Origin of the sequence: Cronbergia sp. UHCC 0137, assembly GCF_034932285.1 — a bacterium.
In the GTDB taxonomy this organism is placed as follows: Bacteria; Cyanobacteriota; Cyanobacteriia; order Cyanobacteriales; family Nostocaceae; genus Cronbergia.
Genome location: NZ_JAYGHC010000012.1, coordinates 55,700 through 70,445 on the forward strand (window position 1 = coordinate 55,700; position 14,746 = coordinate 70,445).

Genomic DNA, 14,746 nt, shown 5'->3' on the forward strand with positions numbered 1-14,746 from the left:
GTTAAGGTAAATTAGGGTAATCGGCAAATTTGGTCTTACAACGCCATCATCAAGTGGACTATCATTTACTTGCATATATTTTTCGCTAAAGCAGATGTCACCTAATCAAAGTTCCAATAACTCAGAACAACCAGAAAAAATTTATTTACCCCGCACCAGCGAATCCGAGATATTAAAAAAAATTCGCCACACAGCCTCTCATATCATGGCGATGGCGGTACAAAAGCTATTTCCCAAAGCACAAGTTACCATTGGACCCTGGATTGAGAATGGGTTTTATTATGATTTTGATAACCCCGAACCCTTCAGCGACAAGGATCTTAAATCCATCCAAAAAGAGATGGTGAAGATTATTAACCGCAAATTGCCATTAATTCGGGAAGAAGTCAGCCGAGAAGAAGCACAGCGACGGATTGAAGCCATTAAAGAACCGTACAAATTAGAAATTCTGGCAGATATTAAAACAGAACCGATCACCATTTACCATTTAGGCGATCAATGGTGGGATTTGTGCGCTGGCCCCCATTTGGAAAATACCAGTGAAATTAACCCGAAAGCCATAGAATTAGAAAGTGTTGCCGGTGCTTATTGGCGTGGAGATGAAAATAAGGCACAATTACAACGAATTTACGCTACTGCTTGGGAAACTCCAGAACAACTGGCTGAATACAAACGCCGCAAAGAAGAAGCCTTACGTCGTGATCATCGTAAACTGGGTAAGGAACTGGGATTATTTATCTTTACTGATTTAGTCGGTCCCGGTTTGCCTTTATGGACTCCCAAAGGTACTCTGTTAAGGACGATTTTAGAAGACTTCCTGAAAAAAGAACAACTAAAACGCGGTTATTTACCTGTAGTTACTCCTCACATTGCCAGAGTTGATTTATTTAAAACCTCTGGACACTGGCAAAAATACCAAGAAGATATGTTCCCCTTGATGGCTGATAAACCTGATAAATCAGATAGAGCCTCTAAAGAAATAAGTCCTGAGCTAGAAATGCAGGGAAATCTTGTTCGTCCAATTGTACCTCAAGAATTTGTAACGGGCTTTGTTCTCAAGCCCATGAATTGCCCTTTTCATATCCAAATATACAAGAGTGAGTTGCGATCTTATCGGGAATTACCGATGCGTTTGGCAGAATTTGGTACAGTTTACCGTTATGAACAATCTGGGGAATTGAGCGGTTTAACAAGAGTACGCGGTTTTACAGTAGATGATTCTCATTTATTCGTGACTCCAGAACAGTTAGATAATGAGTTTCTGAATGTTGTAGATTTGATTTTGACGGTGTTCAAGAGTTTACAGTTAAAGAATTTTAAAGCTAGATTGAGTTTTCGTGACCCTGCTAGTGATAAATATATCGGTGGTGATGAAGTTTGGGATAAAGCTGAGGGTGCAATTCGTCGCGCTGTCCAGCAGTTGGGAATGGAGCATTTTGAAGGGATTGGAGAAGCGGCTTTTTATGGGCCGAAATTGGATTTTATCTTCAGTGATGCGTTAGATAGGGAATGGCAATTGGGAACTGTGCAGGTAGATTATAATTTACCTGAGCGGTTTGATTTGGAATATGTGGCTGAGGATGGTTCTCGTAAACGTCCGGTAATGATTCACCGCGCACCGTTTGGTTCTTTGGAACGGTTGATTGGGATTTTGATTGAGGAGTATGCGGGAGATTTCCCTTTATGGTTAGCACCTGTACAAATTAGGTTGTTACCAGTGGGTGAAGTGCAGTTAGATTTTACTAAAGATGTAGCTGCGAAAATGATGGCTTTGGGTATTCGTGCAGAAGTTGATTTGAGTGGCGATCGCTTAGGTAAGTTGATTCGCAATTCAGAAAAAGATAAAATACCCGTGATGGCTGTTGTTGGTGCAAAAGAAGTAGAAACCAACAGTTTGAGTATTCGTACCCGTGCTTCTGGGGAATTGGGAGCTATACCTGTAGATGAAGTGGTGGATAAGATCACAGGAGCGATCGCTAACTTTAGCAACTTCTAAAAAACTAACCCCGGCGACTGGAAGTCACGGCTACACAGACGAAACCCACCTCCGTGGGTTTTAAACCCTTGGTTTTCCGTTAGTCCGCGTAGCCGGAAACTTTTCTAAACTTCTTCTTTGCGCCTTTGCGTGAGCTTTTCAAGAATATTCTTGGCGACACCAAAGTATTTATGCAAGAGGTCTATTGATGATGAAAATGAGGTAATTATAAAATGGATAAATTAACCATATACTGATTTTGCAGTGGGTTAAATTCAAAATACTATAACTTTTCAATTTGCTCAATAAAGTATATTTCTTGATGTTTGAGTTGTATCGCTAACTTTAATCCCTCTTGAAAAGCTGTTAGTGCTTGGGGATATTCTTGACGTTGTAAATATAATTGTGCCATTTGATCATAAGCTTGCATCAAACCATAGAAGTTAGTGGCTAATTTTTCAGTTTCAATTAAAATCTTACTGGCTTGTAAAGCTTCATTTGTTTGTTGTCGAGAACGGTAAAGGGCGATTAACTTCTGTAAAGCTTCACTGGCTCTGGTATGCTGTTCTAATTCCCAAGCTGTGATGTATGCTTCTTGATAGTTGTTAAAGGCTTCTTGGATTAAATTAGGGTTTTTTTGAGCGAGAGATTCGTAATTTGTAGCGATCGCTATTTTTAAAGCCGGAATTTGAGTAAGATCATTTTCAGCAGTGTAAATATTTGCCAACTTAACCAGCACCTCGATCACTTGTTGATATTCCTTGGTTCTGGTGTAAATTTCCGCTAATCTTCGTAAATATACTACTTCATTTACCCGGTCACGTTTATTTATTGCTAAATTCAACAATTCTCGGTAAGTCGTGGCCGCTGGGGGGTAATTAAACCAACTTAGATGTAATTCTCCAATGGTATTCAGAGTTGCTAGTTCTGCGGTTGAATCTTGCTGCTGTCGCACCAATGTCAAGACTTGCTGATAAACTTCTACAGCTAGTTTAGGGAGTCGCAGACTTTGATAAGCTACACCTAGCGATCGCCATAAATCTAAATCTGTACTTTTTTGCTCAACTAACTGCTTTTCAATTGCCTTTACTCGCTGAGTAATATATTGTACTTGTTGACCTTCGTTTTCCCTAACAGCGATCGTACCCACCCTTGAAAGTGCTTCTATCTCAGCGAATGTCCCTAAAAAACGCCTTAAACGTAATTCCCGATTCCAAATCTCAAACGCTGCTACCTTATCTCCCCCTTGTAGTTTCACCAAAGCTTCTTGATTCAACTCATCTAGAACCTTACTTAAATTTTGCCGTTCCTCCGCAGTTAACTCACGCTTATCTCCTCCCAATGGTAGCAAAGGATCAGATGTAATTATTTCTAGTGGACTCGGCGGAAATTTATCCAGTTCTTCTAGCTTTTTACCCTGTGCCAGTGTTAACGTACTCCATAGATTCCAGAAAATAAACGTAGTAGCGATGAAACTTAAATACCGAAACATGAGATACTGTCCTTGTAGTTTTGACTGAATGCCATTATCCCCATTTTGCATAAAAAGTTCTGATGGAATGTAAATTCTACCAAAGAAATTTCATCTTCATCACACCAAAATAGAACAAAAAACCCACTCCATACAACTAATATAACTATTTTTTACTCTCCTAGAGGACCGAGTATAGTACAATCTGATTATCCAAACTCTGTAAAAAATTAACACAGGCTGCGGGCTTTCTACAAAGAACAACTCGCCCTATCTTTGCTGTTTATCTATGCAATACACGCTCATGTTTTTCTTCAAGGTAACAGAATGAAATAGTAATACTGCTGATCATCACTTTGCTAAATCAACGTTGATTCTATGGATTTTGTAACCATGAGTAAAATCATTCCCGCTATCAGAGTTAAAAACTTCAGCTTTTATTATCACACACAAAAAATTCTTGAAGATGTATCAATTGATATTCCCCAAAACAAAATACTAGCAATTATTGGACCTAGCGGTTGCGGAAAATCTACTTTTTTAAAATCACTTAATCGCATGAGTGAATTGGAGACAGAAATAAAAATTGAAGGACAAGTGGAGTTTTTCGGTCAAAATATCTACGAGCGTCGGATTAATTTAAATCGTCTTCGTCGTCAAGTTAGTACCATTTATCCCACTCCTAATCTTTTCCCCATGAGCATTTATGATAATGTTGCTTATGGGGTAAAATTAATAGGATGGCGACCAAAAACAGAGCTAGATGAGGTTGTGGAATTAGCCTTAAAAGCCGCCGATATGTGGGAAGAAGTCAAAAATAGACTCTATAAACCTGCTTTAGAACTTTCTTGTGGACAACAACAACGTCTATGTATTGCTCGTGCTTTAGCCGTCAAACCACAAGTGTTGTTAATGGATGAACTTTTCGTCGGTCTTGATCCCATTACCAGTGGCAAAATTGAAGAACTAATTCAGTGTTTGCGTTCTGAGTTAACAATTGTATTTGTCTCTCACAATATGCAGCAAGTTTATCGCCTATCCGATTTTACAGCTTTATTTCACTACAATGAAAATCATGTTGGGCAATTACTCGAGGTTGCGTCTACAACCAAAGTCTTTGCTCGTAACCTTGATTCTCGCATTCATGAAGGCAATATTCCAGGTTTACAAAAAATCTTAAACAGCCGATGAAGAAAAATTCTTCCTGTTACCTATTACCCGTTTCCTATTTGACCCTTTACCCTACCTGAAGCGATCGCTCTCGTAATTCCACTCAAATGGTGTGTAGATGCAGAGTGGACTGTGATTGAATAGGACTCAGTAAAAATTTAAATTACAGCTTCTTCGCGCTGACAATCAAAGAAAACCTGGAAAGTCCCATCTGGGATCACCTGACGTAAATGCTGAATATAACCATCTGCATCAGAACGAGTGCGGAATCTGGCTACAGTCTCTCTTTGGGTTTCTGAAATGATGCGAGCGATCGTCCAAGCATTAAGACGATTTCTGTAAGCGTTAGCTTCGCTAGCCGTAGGCATCGCTTGATTGTCTGACTGAGCCTCTTTGTAATTGGTGTTTTGTGGCATGATTATCTTAACCTTAAAACTTGAATGAACGGTGTTAGCCTGTCTCTTTTAGGGGACATTCTAACGCCTTTTTTTATTGCTGATGCCACCTTGTTATTACATATTTTTTAAATTGTCAATACTTAGTGCTACAACATAACTTTAACTAAGCAGCAAAACTGAAAAAGAGCGAATATACAGATTTTTCTGGATACAGAAAGGCCTATTCTGTCTTTACAGCGGAAATTTTAACCGTCCGTTGATAAATCTTTGGTTAAAGTATTTACTCAGCAATAAAATAATTTAAGATGTTACCTAAGCTGTTATACTTAGCTCTAATTTAAAATATAGCAATCCTAGATCATATTTAGGAGTTCCCTGTTACCTGTTACCTTGACTAAAATGCCATTACTAACATCAATACTCCATAAAGTAGCCTTACAAATAGGAGCAACAATTATAGTAGAGCCAGAATATGAATTAGTGGGACATATCACCTTTAAAAATGGGAAAAAAACCTGTTTTAGCACCACTAAACTAAATATTAATGGCTTTGGTTCAGCATATTTAGCCAAAGATAAAGCCTACTCTAACTTTTTTCTCAAGCAATTTGGATATAGAACTACTCAAGGACAAACGTTTTTTAATGATCAATTATGTGCTAAGTTAAACAAGCCCCGAAATATCAATGATGGGCTTATTTTTGCTCAAGAAATAGGATTTCCTGTCATTGTTAAACCGCTTAATCTTAGTCAAGGAATATTAGTCACTAAGGTTTACAATCAAATAGAATACTATGAAGCCGCAAATAAAATATTACAAATTCATTCAGGAATAATTGTTGAAAAATTTTATAGTGGTAATGACTATAGAATTGTCGTTTTAGATAATGAAATTATTGCCGTTTATCAACGAATCCCCTTAAAAATAGTGGGAAATGGTCAATCTACCATTTTAACACTTTTGCAAGAAAAACAGCAAAATTTGCTGAAAATTGGACGAAAAATAAACATCCAAATAGATGATTTTCGCATTGAGCAAAATCTCCAAAGACAAAACCTCAATTTCGATAGTATAATTCCAGAAAATCAGATTATTTATCTTTTAGATAATGCTAATTTATCTAGTGGTGGTGAGGCTATAGATTTAACTGCAAGTATTCATCCAGACTTTCAAAAATTAGCCATTAACATTACCAGCGATATGGCACTAAGATTAACAGGTGTAGATATCATTACCACTGATATCACCAAACCGATGATAGATTATACTCTTTTAGAAGTAAATGGATCTCCTAGTTTATCTCACTATGCTGCCAGTGGTGAGATACAAACCAAGAGAGTAGAAGAGTTATATTTAAAAATCCTTAAAACTTTAGAATCCCCATAAAATAAGTAGTCGGACAAGATTCAGACATTTTACTCTTCTGCTTCCAACACCTCTTTAGCTTGCAAAAGTCGTTGTCGATGTTGTTCACTAACTTGAGGATATTGTAAATTTAGTTCCTGTAATTTTTTGCGAATAATATTAGCTACCACCAATCTTGTAAACCATTTCGTATCAGCAGGAATAATATACCAAGGAGCCCATTCTGTACTCGTATGATTAAAAACTTGCTCATAAGCTTCCATATAATCATCCCAAAAAGCACGTTCACGAACATCACTCAGCGAAAACTTCCAATGTTTTTCCGGTGTGGCAATTCTTTCCAAAAACCGTTCTTTCTGCTTTTCTTTTGAAACATTAAGAAAAAATTTGAGGATCACCACTCCATTATTTGTCAAGTATTTTTCAAAATTATTAATTTCCTCAAACCGTTGCTGCCATATTTGATTATTTTCAGGAATTAGGGGTAAATTTTGTTTTGCTAAAATTTCTGGGTGGACGCGCACTATTAGCAATTCTTCATAGTATGAACGGTTAAATATACCAATTCTACCCCTTTCTGGTAATGCCTTCACGCTTCTCCATAGGTAATCATGGTCTAATTCTTCGGTACTTGGCATTTTGAAACTAAATACCTGACAACCTTGGGGATTAATACCAGACATTACGTGTTTAATTGTGCTATCTTTGCCAGCAGCATCCATTGCTTGAAAGAGAATTAATACAGCATGAGTATTTTGAGCATAGAGGATATGTTGATAAATAGCTAGTTGTTCAATTTCTGTTTTAAATTTCTTTTTGCCATCACTTTTTTCTAAAACATCATCTTTATAAGCTGGGTTATAGTCTTTTAATAAAGATATTTTAGAACCTGGTGAGACAATAAAAGGATCATGATTCATCTTAAATTGCTCCTAAATATTTCATTATATAGCATTTCTATTTAATTTATATATTCCTGACAATAAAATTCTAATTATCATATACTCAACCTCTGTCCAAAATCGAGAATCTTGTTGTTCAACAAGAATTTAGGATTTCACTCAAGAAGAAAATTGATTTTTGGCAAACACCTTACTTTCTTTTTTTACTAGCATATTGAGATACTCTAGATTCCAAAGTGAATTGTGGTATTTCCTCAAGTTCAACTTCATTGAGTGTGTACTGTTCACAAACAAGACTCAAGCGATTTCCAGGAGTTTTGACTGCATTAACAGAATGAATTAAATCACCCTGAAAATAGACCAGTGTATTGATTTGGGGTTTAATTTCCCCCAATTGACGTTTATGAGATTTAAGTACCAATTCTCCCCCTTCCATATCTGCTGGTAAACGGACATAAAGAACACTGACAAGGGTAGGTGGTTCAATGGTTTTGCAGTAAGAACGCAGAGAACGATCAATGTGCGGATCTACACGAGAATCTTGTTTAAGCAGTAAAGGATTAAGATAAAAAGCATTACAACTTGACTGGAGAGCTAAATCTAGATAAGGTTTAAAAAAGGGAAACTTTTGTTCAACTTCTGCAATTCCTGAACGTCGAAATACTACAGAAAATCCTTTAGTATTAACAAAATCGCGGTTGAGGTTATTGGTTGTAAAAAAAGAACAAGCTTGAATTTCTCCCCATAAATCGTTAAGGTAATTAATGGGAAAGGCGTTGGTTTGTTGTTGATAATATTTCATATAAGAGGGAATAGGGAACAGGGTTAAAATCTAGTATATTGTTAAATCATAACTAAATAGATAAATCATTTAGGTAAATATATGTAATTATGAATATTCCTAAATCTCTAAATCCTATGGTTCGCAATGGTTACAAATGATGAGAGAATATGAAAATAACCATCATAAAACTTTAAATTCACCCATCATGGCAAAAATCCAATTTTCTAGAGGGCTTGACGAATTAGTAGTTCCAGAGGTACGCTTAACGCGATCGCGCAGCGGTGACTCTGGGACAGCAACCTTTATATTTACCAAGCCGACAATTTTGGGACAAAACAGCACAGACGACATCACCGGGATGTATATGATTGACGAAGAAGGAGAAATCGTCATTCGTGAAGTCAAAGCTAAATTTATCAACGGTAGGCCAGAAGGATTAGAAGCTATTTACGTCATTAGATCGACTGAAGAATGGGATCGTTTTATGCGTTTCATGGAACGATACGCAGAAGAAAATGGACTGGATTTTAGTAAATCTGAGTAAAAATCGACGACAGAACATTGGTAAATATTCCAGTGTTTCTGCTCTTTTTCTGAGAAATTAAAAACCGGGGACACGGTGACGCAGATATTAATTACACTATAGACATCTCCAAAATTGGCAACACAACCTCACCCAAACACACCAGGAATGATAGTAACTTGTGCTGTAGTTACCGTCAGCGATACCCGTTCCCCGACAACCGACAAAAGTGGTCAATTGATTCAGCAATTACTGTTGTCTGCAAATCATGTTGTTGGGGAATACAAACTGATTAAAGATGAACCAGCACAAATTCAAGCACAGATAGAAATATTAGCACAATATACAATATTTGATGCTATAATATTTAATGGTGGTACAGGAATTGCCCCCAGAGATACCACCTATGATGCCATAGAAAAGTTACTCGAAAAGACTTTACCAGGATTTGGTGAATTATTTCGCTGGCTAAGTTATCAAGAAATTGGTTCTAGAGCGATCGCATCTCGCGCTGTAGCTGGTGTTTATCAAAATAAATTAATTTTCTCCCTTCCCGGCTCAACCAACGCCGTCAAGCTAGGAATGGAAAAACTCATTTTACCAGAACTTGTCCATTTAGTTACTCAAATTAGGTGATGGGTGATTGGTAATGGGTAATTGGTAATGGGTAATTGGTGATTGGTAATGGGTAATTGGTGATTGGTGATTGGTGATAAAAGATTTATTCCTCCCCTGCTTCCCCTGCTTCCCCTGCCCCCTGCCTCCTGCCTCCTGCCTTCATTATAATTACTGATATATTTGGGTAGCTTTGAGCATATGATAAGTAATCAATAATTGAGTAATAGCCAGGGGGTAACTTTGTAGAGTTTCTCCGGTAGTACCTGCTATTTTACCTAATTCTGGATTACTTTCGCGATCGCACACATTTCTTAAATAGGGCATATCAGAACAAATTAGATGCTCTAACTTATTTACCTGATCTAGAGTAGCGTGTCCATCAACTTCTAACACATCCACCGGTTTACCCATATCTCTACCCAAACCTAAACGGATAGCAGACTGAGAATCATCATTACCAGCATCAATAATTTCTGTAAAATCAGGGTGGGGAATAGAAGGACGTAACACCAACCGGACATTTAAATGTTCATCAGCTTCTTCGTTAGCAGGATAAAAACTGACTACAATATCCGACCATTGACGCTGGGGACGAATAAACTGTTCGGAATCTGGTTCGCGTTTTTCTAATTCTGCTAACACCTGTTCTGGAGTGTAACCGCGCTTTTGGGTATCTCGTTTTACCTTCCATTGCGATCGCACTGATTCAGGAGGTGCAAGATAAACCTTAACATCATAAGCATCACGGGCTGCGCGAGTAGAATAACCAAGCAAACCCTCAATAATCACGAATTTATTTGGCTTAATATATTGTGGAGGCTCAAAAGTACCCGTTTTGTGGCTATAAACAGGTTTAAGAATTGGTTGTCCTGTGCGTAGCAGCGAGAGATGTTGCTGCATAATATCTAGATAGTTGCAATCAGGATGGAGGGCTGTAATCCCCTTTTCCGCACGTTGTTGACGATCATAACGGTGATAATCATCAGTACAGATGAGGGTGACATTCTCTAGTCCAAGTAACTGAGCAATTCCTCTCGTCAGTGTTGTTTTACCAGCCGCACTGTCACCGACGATACCAAGAATAATTGGACGGCTCATCATATCCCCCTCTGAAAACAACAAAATCTAGTGAACCAATTTCCACAGAATAGTTTTAATCTTAAAAGAAAACCTGACAATTAATTCAATTAAATTCCATTGATGAAATATCTCTACACATCTCCACACCTTACTGATTATTTTTGTAACAGTCTTCGTCTTTGCGCCAAACCTCCAAACATAAATATACTAGGACTTACGCATTGACAAACTTTACTAAATAGGGCTTGCGGTTTTTTGTTTCTTCTAAGGTGCGTCAGACCCGATAATTTTACCACCATTAGTCATATTTCTCCATCTGACACACCCTACTAACTCTTCCTTTGCGCCTTTGCGCGAAACCTCCAAAAATGACTATACTTAACTAAGGAATATGAATTAAATAAAGTGCAAAAGTAGGGTGTGTAAAGCCCTTCGGGCATGGCTACGCTAGAGCGACAGCGTAACGCACCATTCCAGGTTAAATCAGAATTACAGGTTATTAAATTTACGTTCCTAAAGATATCAAACAAAAAATTATGGCAAAACAAACAATAGGATTAGAACAAAACCTGTATGATTACTTACTTTCAGTTTCCTTGAGAGAACCAGAAATTTTAACCCAACTGCGACAAGAAACCGCCCAATTACCAAACTCAGGAATGCAAATTTCCCCAGAACAGGGACAATTTATGTCTTTATTGGTGACATTAACAAGAGCGAAAAAAACCTTAGATATTGGTGTATTTACAGGCTATAGTTCCTTGGTAGTAGCCTTATCATTACCGCCAGAAGGAAAAATAGTAGCCTGTGATGTGAGTGAAGAATACACCAGCATTGCTCGGCGTTATTGGCAACAGGCCGGCGTAGCAGATAAAATAGAATTGCATATTGCCCCAGCCTTGGAAACCTTAGATCAACTCTTAGCAGCAGGTGAAGCAGAAACCTTTGACTTTGCCTTTATTGACGCAGATAAGGGGAACTATCCCAATTATTATGAGCGATCGCTCCAATTAATTCAACCAGGTGGACTCATTGCCATTGATAACGTCCTCTGGTCAGGGAAAGTCGCAGACCCCGAAATCCAAGATAATCAAACCAACAAAATTCGCGCATTCAATCAAAAGTTACATCAAGACTCCCGAATTACCCTGAGTTTAGTCCCCATAGCTGATGGTTTGACCCTAGCGGTGAAGAATTAGCTTGAAGTTGAAAATGCTGCCATTTTTGTTGTAGACGTGTCCTTTTTTCCTGGGTTAAACTATCAAAGCAGTAAGCACAGGAGATACCCACTTCATACTTAGGAGAAAGTTTATCATCATTAGCAATCAGATGACCACAGGAAAAACATAACTCATAACTTCCAGCTTCCAACCCATGACCAACAGATACACGGTCATCAAACACAAAACATTCTCCTTCCCATAAACTCTCCTCAACTGGAACTTCTTCCAAATACTTGAGAATCCCACCCTTGAGGTGATAAACTTCCTCAAACCCTTGAGCTAACATATAAGATGAGGCCTTTTCACAACGAATCCCACCAGTGCAGAACAAAGCCACCTTTTTATGTTTATTCGGGTCAAGTTGTTGGTTCACATACTCTGGAAACTCCCGAAATGTTTGAGTTTGAGGATTTGTTGCACCTTTAAAAGTACCAATATTAAACTCATAATCATTACGAGTATCAATCACAGCCACTTCCGGGTCAGATATAATTTCATTCCATTTTTCAGGACTAACATAAGTTCCAACCCGTTCGTTGGGGTCAACTTCTCCTATGCCAAAAGTCACAATCTCTGGTTTTAACCGCACCTTCATTTTTTCAAAAGGAGGGGTTTCTGTGTAACATTCCTTGTATTCTAAATCAACAAACCGCCCGTCAGCATGAAGAAAAGCCACAACATCGTCTATGCCTTGGCGATCGCCCGCAATTGTAGCATTTATTCCTTCCGATGCCAATAAAATCGTCCCCTTGATGCCATGATTTAGACACACAGACAGGAGAATATCTCGCATCTGCTCCAAATCAGACAACCTTACAAATTTATACAGTGTAGCCACAACTAAAAGATTTTTTTGAGTCATCTATTTCCAAAAAAACATTATTGGGTTAATATATTCTTGTCAAGGTTTAAATTGGGGAACTATTGCGGGGGTTTAGCTCAGTTGGTAGAGCGCCTGCTTTGCAAGCAGGATGTCAGCGGTTCGAGTCCGCTAATCTCCATTTACGCGCTCAAAAATTACCGAAAGGTTATTTGCTGGCATTTGGTAGGTTTTCCGCAAAACCAAATTTTCGGACTTAGCTGCCTTAATTACATCTTCGAGATTTCGCACACCCCACTCTGGGTTTTGGGCTTGCAAAGACTCATCAAAAGCAGCATTACTAGGGGAAGTATGTTCTCCGTCTTCTTTGTAAGGTCCATACAGATATAGTATACCACCCACAGGTAAAATCCGCCCAGCCCCTGCCATTAGTCCTAGACAAGATGCCCAAGGGGAAATGTGAATCATGTTAATATTGACAATAGCTGTAATCGGCAAATTAGTGAATCGCTCTTTTTCCACTGGCCAAACTGGCATTTGGGCATCCAATTCAATGGGTGGGTAAAGATTATCACTTTTAAAATCTTCCGACCAAGCGGCAATACTAGCCCTTAATTGGGGGTTTGGGTCAGAAGGTAGCCATTGACGTGGTTGTAAAAAGGGAGCAAAATATACAGCGTGTTCACCAGTTCCACTGGCAATTTCTAGGATTGTCCCAGTGGGAGGTAGTACATTTAAAAGTACATCTAAAATCGGTTCGCGGTTACGTTGTGTTGCTGGTGCCAATTGTCGGGGGTCTGCTGGTGTGTTCATCTGTCAAACTATTTTAAATATATAATTTGTATCACGCAGAGGCGCGGAGGCGCGGAGAGAAATCCAGATTTTAAACTAACGCTACATCTTTGGGAGAAAAAGTTGCCTAAATTAATCCATTCTACTCAACCACCCCTCAAATTTATTCCTCAACGCTTTAACCCAATTTTTCTCAAGATTTTCTATTGGTTTTTGCCTTTTGTCCTCCGTGTGAGAACTCGTCCTTGGCTACCCGCAGGTATTGTCCGTATTGAAGCCCAAAATGCGGAAATATTAGCTCAACTCTATCACAGGTTTCAGTCGGGACAAGTTCGCTTTTTACTGGCTTTTCGTCACCCAGAGGTAGAAGATCCTCTATCTATGCTCTATTTATTATCGCGGATTGTTCCTAATGTGGCGCGTAAAGAGGGAATTTTTCTTAAATATCCTGTTCACAGTCATTTTATGTATGAACGAGGAATGACTTTATGGGCTGGAAATTGGCTAGGATGGTTATTTTCTCGCGTTGGTGGTGTCCCCATTCGTCGGGGAAGACGTGTGGATAGAAATGCTATCCAAATGGCGCGGGATTTATTTGCTAATGCTAAAATGCCGATCGCGATCGCCCCAGAAGGTGGTACTAATGGTCATAGTGGCATAGTTAGTCCTTTAGAACCGGGTGTAGCCCAATTGGGTTTTTGGTGTGCGGAAGATTTACACAAAGCCAATCGAGATGAAACGGTTTTTATTGTTCCTATTGCCATTAAATATAGTTATGTTCAGCCTCCTTGGAAAAAAATAGATTGGCTGTTAAGTAAGTTAGAAGCAGATAGCGGTTTACCAGTTGAAGAAATTAGTCAAACGGGTATTGAACCAACAGAAATATTATATCAGCGTATTATCCGGTTAAGTGCCTATCTGATTACAGAAATGGAGGAATTTTATCGTCGTTTCTATCATCAAGATTTACCGGAAATTGTGGCGGAATCGACAGATAAACCCAATGAGGTGTTAATTACCAGATTACACCGTTTAATGGACACTGCTTTGAAGTTGGCGGAACAGTATTTTGGTGTTCAGGCTCAAGGTAATTTTATTGATAGATGTCGCCGTTTGGAAGAAGCTGGTTGGAATTATATTTATCGAGAAGATATCTCAGATATCAACAGTTTACCACCTTTTAAGCGGGGTCTGGCTGACTGGGTAGCCCAAGAAGCCGATTTGCGAATGCAGCAGATGAGAATAGCAGAAAGTTTTGTGGCTGTTACGGCTGATTATATTCAAAAACAACCCACTGCGGAAAGGTTTGCAGAAACGGCGTTATTAATGTTTGATCTCCTTTCGAGGATTAAGGACTCTACTCTCCCTGGTAGACCCCGTTTAGGTTGGAAACAAGCGTTAATTACAGTCGGTGAACCAATTTCTGTCACTGAACGCTGGTTAAGTTCTCAGGGAAACCGTCAAGCTGCTAGGCAAGGTGTAACTGATTTAACTAAGGACTTACAGGTGGCCTTGGAGAATTTGATTCAGGAGTAGTAGTTTGTCAAAATGTATTTGACAAATGAAGGAGAAATGAACCGCAAAGGACGCGAAGGAAGAAAGAAGAAAGAAGAAAGAAAAAGGAA

Annotated in this window: 14 protein-coding genes and 1 tRNA gene; 8 read left to right on the top strand and 7 right to left on the bottom strand. The window is 38.6% G+C overall.

Annotated features, from left to right (window positions below):
* Positions 1–94: 94 nt before the first annotated feature.
* On the top strand, positions 95–1,996 hold the full coding sequence (thrS, locus tag VB711_RS07930; protein WP_323285317.1) for a threonine--tRNA ligase: 1,902 nt from the start codon (positions 95–97) through the stop codon (positions 1,994–1,996).
* A gap of 262 nt (positions 1,997–2,258) precedes the next feature.
* Here the strand turns inward: thrS and VB711_RS07935 are convergent, their stop codons facing one another.
* On the bottom strand, positions 2,259–3,467 hold the full coding sequence (locus VB711_RS07935; RefSeq protein WP_323285385.1) for a hypothetical protein: 1,209 nt from the start codon (positions 3,465–3,467) through the stop codon (positions 2,259–2,261).
* 372 nt (positions 3,468–3,839) lie between these two features.
* Between VB711_RS07935 and VB711_RS07940 the strand changes: the two genes are divergently transcribed.
* Entirely contained in the window at positions 3,840–4,637 is a 798-nt protein-coding gene (locus VB711_RS07940) for a phosphate ABC transporter ATP-binding protein (protein WP_323285318.1), read from the top strand.
* A gap of 137 nt (positions 4,638–4,774) precedes the next feature.
* Here VB711_RS07940 and VB711_RS07945 read toward each other — a convergent pair whose 3' ends face one another.
* Positions 4,775–5,032: a hypothetical protein gene (locus VB711_RS07945; protein ID WP_323285319.1), complete on the bottom strand. Its 258-nt coding sequence runs from the start codon at positions 5,030–5,032 to the stop codon at positions 4,775–4,777.
* A gap of 381 nt (positions 5,033–5,413) precedes the next feature.
* Between VB711_RS07945 and VB711_RS07950 the strand changes: the two genes are divergently transcribed.
* On the top strand, positions 5,414–6,400 hold the full coding sequence (locus VB711_RS07950) for a cyanophycin synthetase (RefSeq protein ID WP_323285320.1): 987 nt from the start codon (positions 5,414–5,416) through the stop codon (positions 6,398–6,400).
* 29 nt (positions 6,401–6,429) lie between these two features.
* On the opposite strand, the gene VB711_RS07955 is transcribed toward VB711_RS07950, so the two are convergent.
* On the bottom strand, positions 6,430–7,299 hold the full coding sequence (locus VB711_RS07955; RefSeq protein WP_323285321.1) for a polyphosphate kinase 2 family protein: 870 nt from the start codon (positions 7,297–7,299) through the stop codon (positions 6,430–6,432).
* 172 nt (positions 7,300–7,471) lie between these two features.
* A complete protein-coding gene (locus tag VB711_RS07960) occupies positions 7,472–8,083 on the bottom strand; it encodes a 2OG-Fe(II) oxygenase (protein ID WP_323285322.1) in 612 nt (203 codons plus the stop codon).
* A 187-nt stretch (positions 8,084–8,270) separates the two neighbouring features.
* Between VB711_RS07960 and psb28 the strand changes: the two genes are divergently transcribed.
* The gene (psb28, locus tag VB711_RS07965; RefSeq protein WP_323285386.1) at positions 8,271–8,609 is read left to right on the top strand and encodes a photosystem II reaction center protein Psb28; all 339 of its coding nucleotides are present in this window, start codon (positions 8,271–8,273) and stop codon (positions 8,607–8,609) included.
* 114 nt (positions 8,610–8,723) lie between these two features.
* Positions 8,724–9,224 (top strand): molybdenum cofactor biosynthesis protein B, encoded by a 501-nt coding sequence (locus tag VB711_RS07970; protein WP_323285323.1) that lies wholly within the window; start codon positions 8,724–8,726, stop codon positions 9,222–9,224.
* 150 nt (positions 9,225–9,374) lie between these two features.
* Here VB711_RS07970 and VB711_RS07975 read toward each other — a convergent pair whose 3' ends face one another.
* The gene (locus tag VB711_RS07975) at positions 9,375–10,304 is read right to left on the bottom strand and encodes a phosphoribulokinase (RefSeq protein ID WP_323285387.1); all 930 of its coding nucleotides are present in this window, start codon (positions 10,302–10,304) and stop codon (positions 9,375–9,377) included.
* A gap of 518 nt (positions 10,305–10,822) precedes the next feature.
* On the opposite strand from VB711_RS07975, the gene VB711_RS07980 reads away from it, so the two are divergent.
* The gene (locus tag VB711_RS07980; protein ID WP_323285324.1) at positions 10,823–11,485 is read left to right on the top strand and encodes a class I SAM-dependent methyltransferase; all 663 of its coding nucleotides are present in this window, start codon (positions 10,823–10,825) and stop codon (positions 11,483–11,485) included.
* On the opposite strand, the gene VB711_RS07985 is transcribed toward VB711_RS07980, so the two are convergent.
* A complete protein-coding gene (locus tag VB711_RS07985; protein WP_323285325.1) occupies positions 11,430–12,371 on the bottom strand; it encodes a rhodanese-related sulfurtransferase in 942 nt (313 codons plus the stop codon). The genes VB711_RS07980 and VB711_RS07985 overlap by 56 nt on opposite strands.
* 66 nt (positions 12,372–12,437) lie before the next feature.
* On the opposite strand from VB711_RS07985, the gene VB711_RS07990 reads away from it, so the two are divergent.
* Positions 12,438–12,510: transfer RNA gene (locus VB711_RS07990), tRNA-Ala, on the top strand.
* Here the strand turns inward: VB711_RS07990 and VB711_RS07995 are convergent.
* Entirely contained in the window at positions 12,501–13,142 is a 642-nt protein-coding gene (locus tag VB711_RS07995) for a DUF938 domain-containing protein (protein WP_323285326.1), read from the bottom strand. The two genes, VB711_RS07990 and VB711_RS07995, sit on opposite strands and share 10 nt — an antisense overlap.
* A 102-nt stretch (positions 13,143–13,244) precedes the next feature.
* Between VB711_RS07995 and VB711_RS08000 the strand changes: the two genes are divergently transcribed.
* Positions 13,245–14,657, top strand: a complete 1,413-nt coding sequence (locus VB711_RS08000) for a 1-acyl-sn-glycerol-3-phosphate acyltransferase (protein ID WP_323285327.1) — start codon at positions 13,245–13,247, stop codon at positions 14,655–14,657.
* The last annotated feature ends 89 nt before the right edge of the window (positions 14,658–14,746 follow it).